The organism is Microbulbifer sp. MI-G (assembly GCF_030440425.1).
Classification (GTDB): Bacteria; Pseudomonadota; Gammaproteobacteria; order Pseudomonadales; family Cellvibrionaceae; genus Microbulbifer; species Microbulbifer spongiae.
Genome location: NZ_CP098023.1, coordinates 323,130 through 343,183, shown reverse-complemented (window position 1 = coordinate 343,183; position 20,054 = coordinate 323,130). Strand labels below are relative to the sequence as shown.

Genomic DNA, 20,054 nt, shown 5'->3' with positions numbered 1-20,054 from the left:
CAATCCACAAAGAAAAAAGGCCCGCAAAACGGGCCTTAAATCCGCAAAATTAGAAATTCTTTTGCAAATTCACAAATATGGTGCGGCCCTGCAAATCATAGCCGGCACCAATAGGCGTATTATTTACAGAAAGGATTTCGCTACCATCCACTTCGGGGGGATCTTCGTCGAATACATTGCTAACCCCAATACCGGCAAACCAGGTATCCGCATAGTAATATAGAGAAGCGCTATGAACCCAATAATCATCGGCATAGCCCACATCCCGGCAATCGACACCGCCATTTGCTGAACCAACACAGGTCTGGGACTCAACACCCGTCTCCTGGGTATCATAGATATCACTGAAGGGGTCCACCTCATCCGCATCCTGCTCGACAGAGCCTACATAACGCGAACTCCAGGTAAAGCGGAAATCATCATACTCGACTCTCAGCTGAGAGTTCCCGATCCATTCTGCATTGCCAAAATCGCCCTTGAATTCCTCAAAATCCACAGTGCCGTCATCACCGATAAAGGTTACAGACCGCTCCAGTGTACGGTTGAAATTGATCAGTGCAGACAGCTCAATTGGCGCACCAAAGAGGGTTACCGGCTGCTCGTAGCGGATATTGTAGTCAAAGCCACGTGACACTTCCTTGTCCTGGTTAAGGAACTCAGCATTGACATTGTTTATAAATCCATCCGCATCTCGCTGAACCAGATTACAGAAAGCACTTGGGTTGACACTGTTATAGCAGTCATTGATCAAAAACTGCGGAGTGGGCTCAACAATGGCATTCTCGATTTCAATATCATAGTAAGTCATACCGAGGGTCAACCCGAAAGCATCGAAGAACGGTTGCTCCCAGGAGAAGCCAAAGGTATAGGATTCCGAAGTCTCAGGATTGAGATCCAACAGCCCTCGTGAGGTTACTTCAGTATTGTAAACACTCGTGCTGCCGTTCTCCAACTGGGTGGGATCCACTCCATTTGCCAGGCAATTGGCCAACACTTCAGGCGAGCGGGGGTCCAGTGACGGATCATAGCCACCGCCTCCCAATCCGCCCAACGCATCTTCCGGAACCACACAGGGGTCAGAGACATTGAGGAATCCGGTCTGGCCTTTCAGGAAGTTCTCACGCAGATTTGGCGCGCGATAGGAAGTGCCATAGGTTCCACGCAACAACAGCGAGTTGAACGGGCGATAGCCAATTTTAACGGACTCAGTCCGGTCACTACCGTAGTACTCATCATCGGTGTAGCGAGTGGACAGGTTTGCAGTCAGCTCTTCTGCCAAGAACATTCCGCCTAACAGGGGAATTTCAATTTCACCGTAGACCTCCCGGGTGTCCTTTTGACCGGTAGCGCCCCCGTCTTGGGTGAAACCGAAGAGCAGCCCATCCCGGGCAACATCATTAGGTATGGACTTGATTCTGTCGTTGCGGAATTCCGCACCCAGCACGAGGCTTACATCACCTGCGGGTAAACTGGCAATCTTACCTGAAGCAAATCCAGAGATAATTTTCTGATAATACTCAGTGCGGAAGTTGCGGGAACCAAATAGATAATCCCGCTCTGCCTGGGTTGCAAAATCGCCGATAACTCCCTGGTAAAGGGAGTCTGCAAACAGATTGACCGGCACACAGCCATCGCTGCCATTACCACAGATATAGCTTCCAGGGTTATTTGGATCCTCGCGGGTAGTATTCAGGGAGTGGTTGAGCCTGTCATCGCGAATACCCCTGATGGTTGAACGCCCATCGGACTTACTGAAGGAGAAATAGGTTTCAAAGGACCAGTCCGACAGTGAGCCAAAATTCAACATGGGGAGATCCCCGCTCAGGCCGGTAACAAAGCGGAAACTCTCCAGGGAGACGTCCGTTCTATTGCGATCGCCACGTACAGCCACAATCGGGGTGGTACCCTGTGCCCCGATTGGCCCTCCTGGGACAATATTGAAAGCACTGGGCGGTGCTCCATAGCGGGCAATGAAGTCTTCAAGGTAATTGGGGTTTGTGAGCAGGGCATCGTAGGCCAGCCCGCAGTCCACACCGTTCACCCCATCCGGGTTACAGATATTGTAGGGGTTGTCTGCGGGAACACTTGGAAACAGCTGAGCGGCGCCGGTATTGATAAAAGTGTTACGCTTTGAATACAGGGTTTCAAAGAACGGGGTCAGGTTCATCTCCCCTTCGAAAGTGTATTCCCCGAAAGCCATAAAGCTGGCCCGATCCTGCTCCGGGAACAGGTGTGCGAAGCCCTCCCGGCCGTTGAGGCTGTAGTCCAGGAAGGAAATATCGGTTCTGCCATCCCCATCGCCATCGACACCGATGTCAAAGAGACTGGACTCTGAAAACCCGTTCCAGCCCCCGTTACTTTGCCCCGGGGTATAGTAGATACTCCCTATCGCTGAAGGAGGAACACTTACTCGACCGGCAAGAAGCCCGACAGCACATCCACCCCGCCAGTCCATACCTAAGCGATTAGTATAAAAAGCATCAGCTTTATAAATATTTCCATCGGTGCCAACCTCTATATTTTGTTCACAGCCGGCGGTCCAGTCGCGATCATCCAGGGTCACGGCGGCGCTCTCGTAATACTCCGCACCCATGCCGATAAAACCGCGGTCAAAGTTTTTACCCCAGCTCAGGCTGAAGGTATTTTCCTCGCCATTGCCCTGGGTGGGATTGTCACTGAAAAACTCGAAATCAAAGCCATCAAAATCCTTTTTCAGGATCACATTGGTGACCCCGGCAACGGCATCGGAGCCGTAAATGGAGGAAGCGCCATCCAGCAACAGATCGTACTGTTGCACCAGCGTTGATGGAATCAGGGTCAGATCCGGGGCGGTAGGTGCACCACCCACACCGGCAGGGGCCAGGCGACGGCCGTTTACCATGATCAGCGTACGGTTGGCACCCAAGCCGCGCAAGCTCACAGTGGAGGACCCCGGTCCGTTGTCCACCACGAAACCGGAAAAGGTCAGGTCTATCTGCTGACCGGAAGCCGCCTGACTGTTTTGCAGGATGGAAGAAGCATCAATAACGCCCGCTTCACGGGTACCCTCAGTATCAATGATCTGCAGTGGTGAAATGCTGGAGAAAGTATCCCGGGCTATACGGGATCCGGTCACTACGACCTCTTCCACTTCGGATTCTTCCACATCAGAGCCACCGGCCCCATTGCTCGAGTAGTCCGCCTCAGCCGCCACATCTGTCTCGGTAAGCCCCTCTTCATTTTCCTGGGCAATACCCTGGTAAGAGATCAGAGAAATTGAGCCCGCTATTGCAAGACTGAGAAAACTCTTTTTGAAATTGTGCTCCATCTAACCCTCCGAGGATTTTATATTTGTGTATTAAATATTCCTACGTGACTTATTTATTTTATGCGTCACTTATTTTTGCAGGATATTGGCGATAATAACGCCAATGAATATTTGACTCGAGCGCTGAAACAAAAATCAAGTGAAATAAAATCTACTATCCCACAAAAAACGACATAATAGTGATAACCATTTCTTTAAAATTCATTTTTTAGTGATATATGACTTATTTTACGAAGTGCGCATTATACATATCATAAATCCAAGAGCGCCTCGGCCAACTTTTAGGAGGCTTAAATGGGGCCATTATTATTCACACTGGCCCCAGCAATTAGAGGAATTTCATAGTCACAAGACGGCTGCCAAGCGGCCCGGGGCACTCACTTTCCCAGTGCACCAGACCGCTTTTTAGTACTTGAAAAAATTCGATAATGGGGTACAAAATGCTGCTTTCCTCCACCTTGATAGAAAATAAACTCATCAAATTGGCAGATCGCAGTCTATTGCATCAATATCCAAGAAAATAAAAAGATCCAGGGAAAGAGCACTTGGCAGATCGCCCTGTACAAGGCCTGTGGGGCCTATTTCCTGTTTTTCATCGCTGCCTTCAACAGGTCGCCCATACTACCCTGGCTACCCGGTTGCTGTCGGTGGCCCCGCTGCCTGTTATAGCGCTGGGCCTGGCGGTTCTCACGCTGATCGCCCCGTTGGATAGCACCACTCTGCTCCCCCGGCTCATCCGACAGGCGCATGGAGAGGCCGATGCGTTTGCGCGCCACGTCCACATCCATCACCTTCACTTTGACGATATCACCGGCTTTGACCACTTCGCGGGGATCCTTCACAAACTTCTCCGACAGTGCAGAGATATGCGCGAGGCCATCCTGGTGTACCCCGATATCCACAAAAGCACCAAAATTGGTGACATTGGTAACAGTGCCCTCAAGTACCATGCCAATGCGCAGGTCCCCAATACCCTCTACACCCTCCTCTAAGCGTGCGGTGCGAAACTCCGGGCGCGGGTCGCGACCGGGTTTTTCCAGTTCGGCAATGATATCGGTCACCGTGGGAACACCGAACTTCTCATCGGTGTAGTCGGCAGGCTTGAGCCGGCGCAGGAAGGCAGCGTCACCGATCAGGGCATTGATCTCGCGGTTGTTCCGCTCGGCGATACGCTTCACTACCTGGTAGGCTTCCGGGTGCACCCCCGACCTGTCCAGCGGGTTCTCACCATTGCCGATGCGCAGAAAGCCCGCGGCCTGCTCGAACGCCTTGGGCCCAAGGCGCGACACGTTCAGCAGCTGCTGCCGGTTTTTAAAGGCGCCGTGCTGGTCGCGATAGCTGACGATATTGCCGGCGATGGTGGCGGTGAGTCCGGAAACCCTGGCCAAGAGCGGGGCAGAGGCAGAGTTCAGCTCGGCACCGACCCCATTGACACAATCTTCCACCACCGCATCCAAGGAGCGCGCCAGCTGCATCTGGGAAACGTCGTGCTGGTATTGGCCGACACCGATGGACTTGGGTTCAATTTTCACCAGTTCGGCCAGTGGGTCCTGCAGGCGGCGGGCAATAGAAATGGCACCGCGGATGGTGACATCCAAATCTGGGAATTCCCGTGCGGCAAATGCCGAAGCCGAGTACACGGAGGCGCCCGCCTCGTTCACCAGCACTTTCTGGGCGCTAAGCTTGTACTGTTTGATGGTCTCGCCAACAAACTTGTCAGTCTCACGGCTGGCGGTGCCGTTGCCGATGGCAATCAGGCCCACCCGGTACTTGCTGCACAGGGCGGCAAGTACCGCAGCGGATTCCTGCAAGCGGTTCTGGGGCGGGTTCGGGAATATGGCGGTGTGATCCAGCAGTTTACCGGTGGCATCCACTACAGCGACCTTGACGCCGGTGCGCAGGCCCGGGTCCAGGCCGATGGTGGATTTCTGCCCCGCGGGCGCGGCCAGCAGCAGGTCCTTGAGGTTGCGGGAGAAGACCCGGATGGCCTCTTCCTCGGCCTTTTCGCGCAGGGCCCCGAGCAGGTCTGTTTCCAGCGCTGTACTCAGCTTGATACGCCAGGTCCAGCGCACCACCTCGCCGAGCCAGCTGTCCGCTGGGCGGCCCTGATCGCGGATATCGAAATGTTTGGCCACCATTACCTCACAGGGGTGGCCGGTAGTGGCAGGTACGCCCGATTCCTCCGGCAGGCCGATACTGACCGCCAGAATACCCGCATTGCGACCGCGGAAAATGGCCAGGGCGCGGTGGGATGGCACTTGGGACCAGTCCTCGGCGTAGTTGAAATAGTCGCGGAATTTAGCGCCCTCTTCCTCTTTGCCATCCAGCAGCTTGGATCTGACCTGGCCATCACGTTTGAGGAAATCCCGCAGTCGCCCGAGGAGTTCCGCGTCCTCGGCAAAGCGCTCCATCAGGATAAACTTGGCCCCGTCGAGGGCCGCCTTGCTGTCTTTTACCTGCAGAGAGGCATCTTTGTGCTCCGGGGTGAGGTACTGCAGCGCTTCGGCGGCGGGGTCGAGCCCGGGATCGTTGATCAGGGCATCGGCCAGGGGCTCAAGGCCCGCCTCAATGGCGATTTGCCCTTTGCTGCGCCGCTTGGGTTTAAAAGGGAGATAGAGGTCTTCGAGGCGGTTCTTGGTCTCAGCGTCGTTGATTTGCCGAGTCAATTCCGGTGTGAGTTTGCCCTGCTCATCAATACTTTTCAGGATACTCCCGCGGCGCTCTTGCAGTTCCCTCAGGTAACGCAGGCGCTCTTCCAGGGTGCGCAACTGGGTGTCATCCAGGGCACCCGTAACCTCCTTCCGGTAGCGGGCAATAAATGGCACCGTAGCCCCCTCATCCAGCAGGGAGACTGCAGAGGCTACCTGTTGCGGGCGCACATTGAGTTCTTCGGCGATGCGAACGTTGATATCCAGCATGTGATGTTTACATCCATTTTGCGAGAGGGCTCGTACCCCTGGGAGCGGCATTCAACCGGATCACAGCCCATCGGTTTTGATGGCAGTGAGCGGGCCCGCTGCCCCTCCGGTATCAGGGTAAATCGGGCCGGCATTATGCTCCACAGGAGCGCGGTGAGAAAGGTTTGCGACAGGGCGCCAGCTTGTGCGGCGACCTGCAGAGAAATCCCCTCGTATCTGCATCAAACTCCAGTAAAATGCTCGCTAGTCAAAATTTGACCAACTTCCATGATGAAGCGGAGTAGAGGCAGCCGGTGAAAGTATCCAAGAAGAACAAGCTGTTAATGATTGTTTTAGGCGTTGGGGCGATTGCCATCACTGCAGCGGTACTCCTCAAGCCAAAACCCCAGGAAAAGCCAGCAGAGACGGTGGTCCCGCCCGTGGCGGATATCCTCTATATAGCGCCCGGTCCCCAGACCCTGTTGGTGCCCAGCCAGGGCACAGTCAATGCCCGCCATGAGATTGAGTTAGTAGCCCGTGTCGGCGGTGTGATTGAAAGTGTCAATGCAGCATTCGTACCCGGCGGCTTTTTCTCGGCAGGGGAGGCCCTGCTGCAGCTTGAGCAGGCGGACTATGTGCACAATGTCACCCGCGCCGAGTCCCAACTGGCCAACGCCAACTCCACATTTGCCCAGGAGCAGGGCCGTGCAAAGCAGGCCAAGCGGGAGTGGCGAGACCTGGGCAGTGAGGCCGCCAACGCCCTGTTCCTGCGCAAACCCCAACTGGCCGCGGCGGAAGCCGCAGTGGCGGCCGCACGGGCGGATCGCGATCAGGCCGCTCTGGACCTGGAGCGCACCACCATCACAGCCCCCTTCGCCGGTCGCGTGGTAGAAACCTATGTCGACCTGGGCCAATACATCGCTCCGGGCACCAGGCTGGCAAAAATTCACAGTACCGGCATCGCCGAGGTGCGCCTGCCCCTGACCGATCAGCAGCTGGCGCTCTTGAACCTGCCCCTGGGGCAATCAATCGAAAACAGCCCTGCCGTGCGCCTAAGGGCTGTCGTGGCCGGGCACGAGCGGGAGTGGCGCGCGCAGCTGGTGCGCACCGAAGCCAGCATCGATCCCAACAGCCGCTTTATCTTCGCGGTGGCGCAGGTAGAAAATCCCTACCAGGGCGCGGCGCCACTGATGAACGGCCTGTTTGTGGAGGCGGATATTGCCGGCAGAACCTTCGAGGACGTCGTGATACTGCCGCGCCAGGCCCTGCATGAAGGAAACCACCTGCTGGTGTTGAATAAAGAGAATCAACTGATCTTTAAAGCGGTGGAACTGCTGCAGAGTGTCGACGACAAGGTCTGGCTGCGCGGCGATATCGCCACTGGCGATCGCGTGGTCGTCTCCAGCCTGGGTTACTCCCGCGAAGGGATGGTCCTCACGCCCAACCCGTTAAACGAAAAACCCGCACACCTGACCGACAGCGTTGATGATAAGACTGCGGCCCCGGCCACTGCCGTGACCGGGGCCGCCACGGACAATACCTATCCGGGGGGTCACTGATGAACGGCATCATTTCCTGGTTTGCACGCAACAGCAAGGCCGCCAACCTGCTGATGATTATGATTATTATCGGCGGCATTTTCGGCATCAGCGGTATAGACCGGGAAGTGTTCCCGGCGATTCAGCCGGGCATCGTTGAGGTGGACATTTCCTACCCCGGCGCCGGCCCGGCAGAAGTCGAACAGCAGGTGACAGTGCGTGTGGAAGAGGCTATCTCCGAGGTCAAGGGGATCAAAGAGGTCAATTCCGCCTCCCGCCGCAGTCACTCCTCGGTGGACATCCAGGCAGTGGATGGCTACGACCAGTTGCGCCTGCTGAACGATATCAAGGCACAAGTAGACAGTATCAACACCTTTCCCGAGGGGATCGAGCGCCCGGTTATCCACCTGCAGGAATGGGATACCCAGCTGATGATGATCGCTGTGGGCGGGCCTGTGTCAGAACACCAGCTCAAGGAAACCGCTCTGGATCTGCGCGACAAATTGATGCTGATTCCCGGCGTGCGCCGGGTGGATGTCTGGGGCGATCGCCCGGATGAACTGTCGATCGAGGTCTCCGAACTGGATTTGCGCCGCTATAACCTGAGCTTCAGCGATGTCGCCAACGCCGTGCGACGCTCCTCCCTGGACCTGCCCGCGGGCATGGTGCGTTCGGATCGCGGGGATATCCAGGTGCAGACCCGCGGCCAGGCCTATAACGCAGAGGACTTCGAGCGTATCCCGGTTGTCAGTCGCACCGATGGCTCCGTACTGCTGCTGCGCGATGTGGCCACCGTGCGCGACGGTTTCGAAGAGTACAACAACGTCATCCGCTTTAACGGCAATCCGGCCATGAACCTGCGCGTGAGCCAGGGCGAGCCCCTGGATGTGGTGGGCACTGCGGACCGTATCAAAGCATTTATGGAGGAAAACCGCGCACAGCTGCCGCCGGGCATGGAGTTCGATATCTGGTTCGACTTCTCCAAGTCTTTTGAGGGCCGTATGAACCTGCTCACCAAGAACGCGCTGAGTGGCTTCGCCCTGGTTTTCATTCTACTGATGCTGTTCCTGCGCCCCGCGCTTGCCCTGTGGGTCACCGTGGGGATTGTGGTGGCTTTCCTCGGTGCCTTCGCACTGCTGCCGGTCACCGGTGTCAGCCTGAATATGCTCTCTCTCTTCGCTTTCCTGCTGATTCTGGGGATTGTAGTGGACGATGCGATTATTGTGGGGGAGGCAGTGCACGCCGCCCACGATCGCGGGGTTACCGGCCTGGCGGCCGCGGAGGAGGGGGTTAAACAGGTCTCTGCGCCGGTGATCTTTGCCGTGACTTCCACCATGGTGTTCTTTATCCCCATGTTGTTTCTGCCCGGCTACACCGCTCAGATGATGCTGTCTTTGCCCGTGGTGGTGTTGCTGTGTCTGGTCTTCTCCCTGGTGGAATCGCTGCTGATCCTGCCGGCGCATCTGGTGGGCATGAAACCGGAAAAGCCTGCCAGGTCCACACTGGGTATCAAGCTGCAGACGCTGCGCGGGCACTTTGCCGGGGCGATGAAAACCGCCGGGGACCGCTACTACCTGCCACTGCTGAAAAAGTCCCTCGGTAACAGCCGCACCACTGTTATGGGCTTCCTGCTGGCTCTGGGGCTCTCGATCACGGTATTCCTGAGTGGCTATGTGGGCTCTTCCTTCGCCCCCCAGGTACCCTCTGACCTGCTGGAGCTGCAGGCCACCATGGCCTCCGGCGAGCCTTTTCGCGAATCCGAGCGGGTGATGGAACAGATACTCGCGGCGGCGGACAAACTCGCGGTAGACGAGAGGATGCTGGCACTGAACCAGGGCCAGCCTTTTCTGGAAAATACCTTGGTGTTCAATTGGCGCGGCAATATCTACGTCATACTGCAGCTGGTGGATGGCGAGCTGCGCGATGTGACGTCCAAGACCCTGGCGCTGCGCTGGCGCACACTGATCGGCGAACTTCCCGCCAGTGTCGAGGACCTGAATATCGACTCCACCATCAATGACGGCGGCAATGGCTTGAGCCTGAACCTGAGCACTGCATCGGGGAATATGGATGAACTGCGCGCCGCTGCAGATGCGGTGGAAGAAAAGCTGAATACCTACGCCGGTATCTACGATGTACGCGACAACCTCACCAGTGCCCGCCGCGATATCGAAATCCAGTTGAAGCCCTACGCCACCACCCTGGGGGTCAACCTCGCCGATATCGCCAGGCAGGTGCGCCAGGGTTTCTACGGTGAGGAGGTGCAACGTATTCCCAGGGGCCGCGAAGATGTGCGGGTGATGGTACGCTACCCCCAAGACGAACGCGCCAGCGAAGAGCAGATGGATCGCATCCGTATCCGCACCACTGCGGGCGAGGTGCCCTTTTCGGCGGTGGCCGAAGCGGTCTATGTACCCGGTTATACCACTATCCGCCGCAATAACCGCGAGCGCACCGTGCGGGTCTCTGCACAAATCACACCAAATACGTCCTCTGCGCAGGAAATCCTCAAGGATATGCGCGAAAGTCTGGTGCCAGAACTGGAGCGCCGCTTCCCCGGCTTCTCCCTGAGAACCGCGGGAGAGATGCAGGAGGAGGAGGAGTTCAACGGGGCTATCCTGGCTTTCTTTGTGCTGTCCTTGTTCGCCATTTACGCACTGCTGGCGATTGCCTTCCGCTCCTATTCGCAGCCGCTGCTCATTCTCACCGCGGTACCTTTTGGCTTCTTCGGTGCGGTGGTGGGACACCTGCTGATGGGGCATGATATCAGCATTATGTCCATGCTCGGATTTCTCGCCGCAGCGGGCGTTGTGGTGAACGATAACCTGGTATTGATGGATCGGATCAACCAGCTGCGCGCCCAGGGGTGGGCGGTGATGGAGGCGGTGATCCAATCGGGGCGCGACCGCTTCCGCCCGATTATCCTGACGTCCATTACCACATTTATCGGGCTGGTACCGATTATGTTCGAGCGTTCCATCCAGGCACAGTTCCTGATCCCGATGGTCATCAGTCTCGCTTTTGGTGTCCTCTTCGCCACTGCGGTCACTTTGATCCTGGTGCCAAATCTGTACAAAGTGATTGAAGTGATCCGACCCAAACGCAAAGGCCTGGAGGGACCCGGGGTACCGGTATCCATGGAGACGGTTTGACCCAGGAACGAACAGAACTTGACGCACAGGCGAAACCCTCGCGTTCAGGGGCATGGTGGGACAGCACCTATTCCCCTGATCGTATTACTTGGGCACCCAGTGAAGAACCGAGGTGGCCTATACAGCCAGCGATATTGCGTTGTTGAATAGCATCCTTCGCAGGGCCAACGCGCAGCGCGAGGTACTTACCACGGCCGACTTCCGATGGGGGGTTATGTGCCCGGCTATGCAGGCGGACCCAAAAATAATGGGCACGCCAACCGGAAACCGGCTTTGGGCCATTGCATGTACGCCCCCTCACCGACTCGCTGCAAGCAGCGGGCAGGGGAAAAAGACGCAAATACCCTTTTATCGCTATTTAAGGGCCAACAGGCGGCCTGACAACTTTCCCCAAATGGCTTTGTCTCGTCACTTTTCAGCTCCCAGTCATAGCTACCTCCCGCACCAGAAGGCAAACGTGCCTGTAGATTTGCTAGAAAAGGATTATATGCAAAACCGGTATCAGCCATGCCAGATTTGGAGTGGGGGAAACCCTGAAATTGGCAACCTCCACAGCACGCACGTTCATTACCTTGGCATTGAACTCGATATCTCTTGTTCCTGTGGCCTGTCCCTGTATATACACATCGGGATTAGACCAATACTGGATACGTGATCCCCCTGTTCCCTGAGGGCAATTATAGGCCATCACGGTACGCCAGGTTCCTGCAGTGACATTACAATAGCCGTGTCCATACGGGAAGGGTGTCATGGAGGGGTCTTGCGAGATAATGTGTCTCGCACCAAATAAATGCCCAATTTCGTGACCAAATGAATAGTTACCTGTTGCACAACTCTCCTTGGCCGCAGCCAGTGCATTTTGTTCTGTAGCGCCAATGGATCTAGCTTGACCACAGCCACTATAGTTGTTGCCGGTAAGAAGCATCATAATATCGGCATTGTATTGATTTCTTAAATCATATAATTGTTGCGTGTGTGCATTGCTGGTGTTTGAAAAGCTGTTTAGGTCTGTCGCAAAATTTCCGCTATCTGAATAACCAGTCTGGTATGCGTGGACAATTTTTACCCTGGTTTGGACTTCGCTGTTTTCATAAGACATATTCGTTTCTAGTTCAAGCAAATCCATATACGCAGTAATATCCCCTGCACTGTTTGCAAAACTGGATGTATAGGCAACGATAACAGTAAATTCTGAACCTGAATCACCTGCCTCAGCCACACTGCCGAAGTCAAGCAGGCTTTGGTCAATCAAGGGAAGGTAATTATAATCCTCATGATAGGCTTCATCGTGATCAATCAGATCTTCTTTTGGAACCTCGATTAACACAGTATCGCCATTCTCATCAGACCTTATCTTAAATAATTTACCGGCATAATTCAGGGAACCAACAACACGGCCATTGTTTTCAGAAATCTGAATATTACCCCTATCGGCACTTGATGCAGAAAAAGAGAATCTTTCAACCCCCTTTCTTACGACCCTGTCAACCTTGAACAAGATTTTTTTATCTTTCAAATCAAATACGACCCTGGAATCATGAGTGATTTTTTTTACATTTTCATTGAACCTTCCTATATTGATAATTCCTTTTTTTCCCTGTTCAGATGCCTGGATTTCACTCTTTTCGCTCACAGCATTTCCATTGCCGGGCTTTGAAAACAAATCATACACTTCTTCAGCAATCGTATTATCTGTGAGTAGCAGCATTAACAGAAAAATTTTAAATAAAGTTATCCCTCTCATGATTTCTTTCCCCATGGTAACTGAGTTCCAATACCAGATTTTAAGCAGGTATGCGTGAGTATTGCTAGACAGTAGACGACCTTGCTCTTCTTCGAAATTTTTCTAGATTACAGCTAGAGAAGCAAGAGGGCCATTTAGAAAATTGATATTCCATATACTATACGCGAACATAATAACAGGCAGTTACAGTGACGCAAACAGCTCGAAAGGGATAGGCCAAGAAATCAATCCCTCTTCAAGAAATATCGATAGTTTCTATCCTGATTGTGACTGCGACTGCAATCCCACCTGGACATTTTGTCTTTCTGACAGTGCCCGATGGCGTGTCAGATTTATGCTTTGTATCAACGCAGTTCTACAGCCCTGAAACCAACACAAACAGAGAGAGTGCGCTCACTGGAAATTCTGCCAAAGTCTGATGAATGGCAGCCTGTCAAAACTGGCACATATGTACAACAGAAGGCTTACCGGATAACTTTTTATTCATTACAGGTTTGCAGGGAGAGAAAAACGAAAGTTCTAGAAGGATAAAATTGCATTGCAGACTGCAGCACAACCTCTGGATGATGGATGCTCAAAGGGAAACAGACAGTACTTAATAGAGCGCTAACAAAACCACATGTTATCTTTTATCATGACACCCAGCACTGCTTTACTCGCCCTATTAATGGCATCTTATTGAAATTGTGAATTACCCGGGTTCTAGTCCGCTGGCAATTCAACAGCGGATCCGTATACCTTAATTGGGTAATCCGAGAATTGTTATACAGGCCGGCATCGCGGTGGAGTCTATACACTATTCGCGATACTTACAGGGCACCCTATAAAACTGTCTACCACTACCCGGAGTTCAACTCAGCTATTTCATTTTATTCAAAAAACAGCGTGCCGCCATGAATATCCTATACTTGGCCTCTCTTTTGTAAGCATACTTCTGTAAAAAATTCTTCTGCGTTTTTCCAGGCATCCATGGTACGCACCAATCCAGCCAGCCTTCGGTTACCACGGTGCCCTTTTCCCAGAAACGGCACGATTGATCGCAACTCTGCTCTCCACTTAAAAACAAATTGTAATAGAACCCCCTTAAAATCTCAGGCTGACAGGCATGGTTGTGAGCGTGGTTTGCAAAGCAAACCTTTTTTGATATCCTCCCCGGCACCAAGCATTTCCAGCGATTGCGTTACCCGGCAAAGAAAAACCTGTTTTCATCCTGTTTTAACATGGCCTGTCCAGATGCTATTTGCAGGCTTTGGATAAGGGTTTCCAATCCTGCTGTGGGGTATCGTCATGGGGCTGCAGGAATTCCCGCCCCGAAAGCTGGAAAAGTGTCAACACAGGATTTCCCCTCTATGCGCATCCCGCGTATCTTCTCCGCGCAACCACTCTCAGGACTCCGGGACATTGAACTGGGCGAGGCGGCCTCGCGGCACCTGGTGAAAGTCCTGCGCCTGGGCACCGGTCATCCACTCACGCTGTTTGATGGTCGCGGCGGCGAATACAGTGCCAGCTTGGCTACAACCGGCAAACGTGTGCGGGCGTGTATTGATACGTTTCAGGAAGGAGACCGCCAGTCCCCTCTGGGGCTGTCACTGGCCATTGGCATTTCCCGCGGGGAGCGTTTCGACTGGGTGGTGCAGAAGGCGACCGAACTGGGGGCCACTGTACTCCAGCCACTGCTGACCGAACGCTGCGAGGTAAAACTCACCGGTGAGCGCCTGCAGAAAAAATGCACCCACTGGCGCCAGATTGCCATCAGCGCCTGTGAGCAGTGCGGGCGGAATTTGCTGCCGGACATTGCCGAACCGGTGAAACTGGCGCACTATCTGCAGAACCTCGCGCAAGACACCACCCCGGCAGCCAAACTGGTGTTGCACCACCGCACCCGGCTGGACCTGCATCACTGGCAGGCCGAGCACGAAAAGCCCGATTCCGCCCTGTTGCTGGTGGGCCCCGAGGGTGGCCTGTCACAGGCGGAAATTGCCACAGCACTGGCCTGTGACTTTATCCCGCTGCGCCTTGGGCCGCGGGTTATGCGCACAGAGACCGCCCCCATTGCTGCACTCTCCATCCTGCAGTACCTGTGGGGCGATCTGTAAGCAGTGGTATTTTACCGGTGATCAGACCGCTCTCGCGCGGCGCACCGGATCATCGCCCCGGGGATACCGCTACCCTGCGCAGAGTGCCTTGTGCTTTCACAGCCTGCGCCCCTGCGGCGGACAGCTTGGCTATAGGGTCAATATCCGCGAAAATAAAGACCGGCACTACAGGGAAGGAAAATCATGATTAAAGCGATTGTATGGCTTCTGGGCATCGCCATCATCACACTGTCCGTGGCGATTATCGCGCGGCCACATTTGGCGCGCAATCTCAGTGAGCGACTGAATAAAACCGGATACGCCTTTTCCGCCTGGGCCCGGATTCTGGTTGGCCTGATCCTGCTGCTTATTGCCGATACCCGACACTGGTATATTCTGTTCAATGCACTGGGCGTACTGGTACTGCTCAGTGGCGCCTATATGCTGCAGATCGGCTTCGAACGCGGCAAGGCGCTGGCGATCAAACTCTCTCGCGGCAATGAAAATTTCCTGCGCATCAGCGGTATTCTTGGCGTGGTACTGGGCCTGATGCTACTCTCAGCACGCTGATTCCCACAAACTATTATGCCCTCCACAGAATTGGTCATTTTCGATTGCGACGGTGTGCTGGTAGACAGCGAGCATATCGTCTGTCGCATACTGGCCGAAGAGATGAACAAGCTGGGTATGCCCACCAGCGCAGAAGAACTCGACGAACAGTTCAGCGGCCGCCCCGCCGAGGATTGCCTGCTGGAAATCGAAAAGCGCTACGGCGGACCCTTGCCGGATCACTATTTCGGCAATACCGAGCGGCGTATCCGCGAGGCCTTTCACGCAGAGTTACAGCCTGTAGCAGGCATAGAGGGCCTGCTTGACCAGCTTGTGCAGATGGGTTTGCCCAGCTGCGTGGCTTCCTCCGGCTCCCACCAGAAAATGCAATTGACCCTGCGCAAGACCGGGCTCTACGAGTACTTCCAGGGCAGGATTTTCAGTGCCGAGGATGTGTCCCGCGGCAAACCCTGGCCCGAGCTGTTCCTCCACGCGGCGGACACCATGGGGATTGCGCCCGATCACTGCCTGGTGGTGGAGGACTCCATAGCCGGTGTACGGGCTGCCGCCGCGGCTGGGATGCGGGTGGTTGGCTTCGCCCAGCCGGCGCGCGCGCACCTGCTGGAACGGGCTGGCGCACAAGTGATCAACAATATGATGGCTGTGTTGGACTTTATTTAATACTTCGTCAAACCGCAGGAGATGCCCCGGCAACCGCCCTTCTCTGCCCATTCCGCTCCCCCCAAGCGGCACTCCTGCGCACGGGATAATGGCCCTGGCTGTTGTTCTACACTGGAATTGACGTCGAGAAACCGGTATTCCTGTTATGGTGGGCAAATTCCCATCCGTGTGCTATTTCGCCCTGTCGGCAGTGTTCCTCACAGGCTGCCACGACTCCGACAAACAGTATGCACTGCAACCCGTGACCGGGATACAATCGGGGGAAAGTGAACAGGCGGCACGACAGGCAGCCCCTTTTGCCGATGCACTGGTACGCTTTTTACGCGGCAATTCGCGGGAAAGGGGCGACACCTTTATTCTGCGCCTGGAATTCGAGCCGGGAGGCTTTGCCCCGCGCATGGAGACCATCGCCGACCTTGAGGCACTGCTTGTCATCATGCGCGACTTCCCCGATCTGCAAATCGCCATTGAGGGCCATACCGACAATGCCGGTGATCCGAAGAAAAACCTGAATTTGTCCCAGCGCCGCGCCGACTGGGTTCAACACTTTCTGATTGAGCGGGGCATATCCGAAGAGCGGCTGCAAGCCCAGGGCTATGGCGATACAGACCCCATCGCGGATAACAGCAGTAAAACAGGCCAGAAAGAAAACCGGCGCCTGGCGATCCGGGTTTTGAATTTCGACCGGATTCCCAGTCAACTGCCGCGGCGCTGATTTGGTGCAACGGCAAATTGACAGTCGCGCGTTTACCCAGGAAAAAGTTTACCCGGCATCGCTACCGGTGACGTCCTGGGCAAATCCGCCCTCAAGGGGTGGCCTTGATGGAGGCTTCTAGGCGCTTGGCGCCTGGTGCACCCGAAGTCGTACCCAGTACCTGGCGCATCAGCTTTGCGCCCTTGCGCCAGCCAAGAACACTCTGCGCAGTCAGGGTTCCCGAGATCATTGCACCCGCTACGCCACAGCTCATCACATCCTGACCGGTTAAATACAGGCCCTTGAGCCGGGTCTTGGGCCTCAACCAGCGCTGCTCGAAACGGCTTGGATCGTGGTCGAGGCCGTAGATTTCCCCGCGCGGGTAAAAGCAGAAGTACTCCGAGGAAAGCGGGGTTGACAGTTCATAGTAATCAATCTGTCCCCGCAAGTGGGGAAAGTGCTCGAACAGACGTTCCAGCAGACGCTGGCTGAATGCCTCCTTGAGCGCCTCGTACCCATCGCCCCGTTTGCCCCAGGGTTTATCGCGCCACTGGGCAAACCATTCGTAATTGGCCGGCGCCACAATTTCTATCGTGGCCCGCCCCGGATAACGCTGGGTGAACGTGGGATCCTTGGCCGACGGGAAGGATATATAGGTCAGCGGTATCTTCCTGTTGCTGTCCTCGAGAAAATCGCCCATATCCCGTTCATAGTGCTCGCTGGTGTAGAGCCAGTAGTTGGTTTTTGGCAGCTGCAACTCTTCCGCCGTTTTTTCCAGGCCTATGTACAAACAGATATGCGCCATGGAGGGCTTCACGCTGTTCAGACGACGCAGGTAACCCAGGCGCTCGCTGGCACTCTGGGGCAGCAAGCGGGTGAAGGTATTGAAAACGCCGGCACCTGAAATCACCAGCGGAGCCTCGATCTCGGTACCATCCGCCATGCGTACACCGCGCACACGCTGACCGTCCAGGAGAATGGTTTCCACCGCGGCATAGGTGAAGACTTCACCGCCGCCGGCCTGGATTCGGGGAATAATTGTTTCCGCGATCCTGCTGGCCCCACCCACCGGATAATAGCCGCCATACAGGTAGTGCTTGGCAATCAACGCGTGAATAATAAAACTGCTCTGGGCCGGGGGCATGCCATTGTCACCCCATTGACCGGTGAGAATTGCAATCAGTTTTTCATTTTTGGTCAGCGTATTGAGCACTTCGCGGGTGGTTTTGTTCAGCCAGGCCGGATCGCGCAGCTTTCTCCACAGGCGCACCGCCGGTCCACACCAGGAAGGCAGCAGTTTTTCTATCGCCACCCGCCGCATGGACTTGGCCACCGTATTGAGGTACAGCAAATACCGCTCTATCGTTTCCCGCTCATCGGGGAAGTCTTTTACCAGGGTATCCACAAAGGCCCGGCGCCCGGCACGCAAATCGCATTGCATCTTGCCGATACAGATCCGGTCATAGGTGTCGTCCATGGGCGCCCAGTGCAACTGGTGATTGGAAATAAAATCGAAAATCCTGCGGGTCATGGTGGGATGATCGCCCACATCCCCGATATAGTGCACGCCCACATCCCATTCGTAGCCGTTGCGGTCGTAGGCGTGGGTGTACCCCCCCGCTGTATAGTGCTGTTCCAGCACCACAACCTTCTTGCCGGCAGCACTGAGCATGGCCGCGGTGGTCAGGCCGCCGATGCCTGAGCCAATCACCAGGGCATCATAGGGCCCTGCCAGGCGGCTGGTGCGGTAGCGCCGGCCAATACGCAGGCGACTCGGCTTGGGGGCACTGCGTTTCTTATTGCCGGTGTCTGTCATGGTGGCAGCTTCACTTTTGTTGTTATCTCCTCACCATAGCGTGCCGATTGTTGCTATGCAATAAGTTGCATAAGAATAATGGACTTCATCTTGTCTCCAGGAAATTATTTCATATACAATTTAGAACAAAACATATATGGAATATATAAAATGGGTATTGTGAAGATTTCCGACAACCTGCACAATGAGATTCGCAAGGCAAGTGCCATTTGGACCCGCTCAATCAACGCCCAGGCCGAGTACTGGATCAAGATCGGCCTGCTGGCCGAGCTGAATCCGCAGCTGAATTACAATCAGTTGTGCAAAAAGCTGCTACAAACACAACCACTCACCCTGGAAGCGCTGGCCCGTGAATAACATCAGGATCAAAACTGCCCGGGAGCAGGCATTGATGCGCAATGCCGGCAGGCTTTTAAGCCGTGTCTTTGCCTTGCTCGATCAGGTTATCGCACCCGGCATCTCCACGATGGAAATCAATGACCGGGCCGAGGCGTTTATTGTCGGGCAATTGAGGGCACGACCGGCCAGTAAGGGGCAGTACAACTATCCCTACGCGCTTAATACCTCTGTCAATAACGCGGTCTGTCACGGCCTGCCACACCAGTCCCTGTGCTTGCGCACCGGCGATATCCTCAATGTGGATATCACCCTGGAAAAATCCGGTTATATTGCCGACGCCAGTAAGATGTACATGATTGGCCGTGTCACCCCGGGTGCAAAAAAACTGGTGCAGTGCTGCTATAACGCCCTTTGGGCAGGTATCCGTGCGGTCAAACCCGGCGCAACACTGGGGGATATCGGCTGTGCGATACAGAACCATGCAGAGCGCAGGGGATTCAGTGTGGTCCGCGAATACTGCGGTCACGGCATTGGCCGGGAAATGCACGAGGAGCCCCAGGTACTGCACTATGGCCGTGCCGGCAGCGGACTGGTCCTGCGCGAAGGGATGACCTTTACCATTGAACCCATGATCAACCAGGGCAATCGCAAGACCAAAATCAAGAAAGACGGCTGGACAGTGGTTACCCGGGACGGAAAATTATCGGCACAGTGGGAGCATACCCTGCTGGTCACTGACCGTGGCTGTGAAGTACTGACCCTGAGAGAGGAAGAAAAATTTAACAGTCACGCCAGCAGCGAATGAACACCTGCGGGAACGGTTTAATGCAGGGCCTAAAACTACGTGCACGGCTTCCCCGAGTCTGCATTGGAATCCGGATTACCTGTTAATGTAACTTTTCACAGCCCTGGGGCTATTGGGATAGCCTGACTGTACACGCGGCAGTGCTGTTTCAAAACAGAACCCCGTATCACGTCCAGCCCACCATACAACAATACCTGTGCTTGCGCCTACCCGGATTGATGAAAACGCTCCGTTTAGGGAGTATAGGTTTCCCGCTATATCCCTTATCGAAACAAGTTCTGGAGGCCCGGAAGGAGTGCGGATTCCATGGTGTACTGCAAGCAGCTTCGCCAGCCGGTGGGGAACAAAACTTGCTGTCGCCTAAACCCCATTTGAATTGTATTGATTGCAAAAAGCGATATGGAGAACTGTTTTAATTTTGTAATTGACCAGGCAAGTGAACCACTAATTTAATCGC

At 54.9% G+C, this 20,054-nt stretch carries 12 protein-coding genes; 8 read left to right on the top strand and 4 right to left on the bottom strand.

The genetic code is table 11. From position 1 onward, the window contains the following. Window positions 1-49 precede the first annotated feature (49 nt). Window positions 50-3,307, bottom strand: a complete 3,258-nt coding sequence (locus tag M8T91_RS01450; RefSeq protein WP_301416123.1) for a TonB-dependent receptor — start codon at window positions 3,305-3,307, stop codon at window positions 50-52. Window positions 3,308-3,885: 578 nt separating this feature from the next. Next, window positions 3,886-6,225, bottom strand: coding sequence for a Tex family protein (locus M8T91_RS01445; protein WP_301416121.1), 2,340 nt, complete (start codon window positions 6,223-6,225; stop codon window positions 3,886-3,888). 293 nt (window positions 6,226-6,518) lie between these two features. On the opposite strand from M8T91_RS01445, the gene M8T91_RS01440 reads away from it, so the two are divergent. Then, window positions 6,519-7,763 (top strand): efflux RND transporter periplasmic adaptor subunit, encoded by a 1,245-nt coding sequence (locus M8T91_RS01440; protein WP_301416119.1) that lies wholly within the window; start codon window positions 6,519-6,521, stop codon window positions 7,761-7,763. Then, entirely contained in the window at window positions 7,763-10,894 is a 3,132-nt protein-coding gene (locus M8T91_RS01435; protein ID WP_301416117.1) for an efflux RND transporter permease subunit, read from the top strand. Before M8T91_RS01440 ends, M8T91_RS01435 begins: the two co-directional genes overlap by 1 nt. A 472-nt stretch (window positions 10,895-11,366) precedes the next feature. Here the strand turns inward: M8T91_RS01435 and M8T91_RS01430 are convergent, their stop codons facing one another. After that, the gene (locus M8T91_RS01430; RefSeq protein WP_301416115.1) at window positions 11,367-12,653 is read right to left on the bottom strand and encodes a M12 family metallo-peptidase; all 1,287 of its coding nucleotides are present in this window, start codon (window positions 12,651-12,653) and stop codon (window positions 11,367-11,369) included. Between the two features lie 1,334 nt (window positions 12,654-13,987). Here M8T91_RS01430 and M8T91_RS01425 point away from each other — a divergent pair. The 4 genes from M8T91_RS01425 (at window position 13,988) to M8T91_RS01410 (ending at window position 16,658) form a co-directional block, all read left to right on the top strand. Further along, window positions 13,988-14,734: a 16S rRNA (uracil(1498)-N(3))-methyltransferase gene (locus tag M8T91_RS01425; protein ID WP_301416113.1), complete on the top strand. Its 747-nt coding sequence runs from the start codon at window positions 13,988-13,990 to the stop codon at window positions 14,732-14,734. A gap of 183 nt (window positions 14,735-14,917) precedes the next feature. Further along, a complete protein-coding gene (locus M8T91_RS01420) occupies window positions 14,918-15,283 on the top strand; it encodes a hypothetical protein (protein WP_301416112.1) in 366 nt (121 codons plus the stop codon). 15 nt (window positions 15,284-15,298) lie between these two features. Beyond that, a complete protein-coding gene (locus M8T91_RS01415) occupies window positions 15,299-15,943 on the top strand; it encodes an HAD family hydrolase (protein WP_301416110.1) in 645 nt (214 codons plus the stop codon). A 145-nt stretch (window positions 15,944-16,088) separates the two neighbouring features. After that, the gene (locus tag M8T91_RS01410; protein WP_301416108.1) at window positions 16,089-16,658 is read left to right on the top strand and encodes an OmpA family protein; all 570 of its coding nucleotides are present in this window, start codon (window positions 16,089-16,091) and stop codon (window positions 16,656-16,658) included. Between the two features lie 91 nt (window positions 16,659-16,749). On the opposite strand, the gene M8T91_RS01405 is transcribed toward M8T91_RS01410, so the two are convergent. After that, complete coding sequence (locus tag M8T91_RS01405) at window positions 16,750-18,453, bottom strand: phytoene desaturase family protein (protein WP_301416106.1); 1,704 nt, start codon at window positions 18,451-18,453, stop codon at window positions 16,750-16,752. Window positions 18,454-18,603: 150 nt separating this feature from the next. Between M8T91_RS01405 and M8T91_RS01400 the strand changes: the two genes are divergently transcribed. Both M8T91_RS01400 and map read left to right on the top strand, forming a co-directional pair. After that, window positions 18,604-18,810 (top strand): ParD-like family protein, encoded by a 207-nt coding sequence (locus M8T91_RS01400; RefSeq protein WP_301416104.1) that lies wholly within the window; start codon window positions 18,604-18,606, stop codon window positions 18,808-18,810. Continuing rightward, a complete protein-coding gene (map, locus tag M8T91_RS01395) occupies window positions 18,803-19,597 on the top strand; it encodes a type I methionyl aminopeptidase (RefSeq protein WP_301416102.1) in 795 nt (264 codons plus the stop codon). The genes M8T91_RS01400 and map overlap by 8 nt, the downstream gene beginning before the upstream one ends. Window positions 19,598-20,054: the final 457 nt, after the last annotated feature.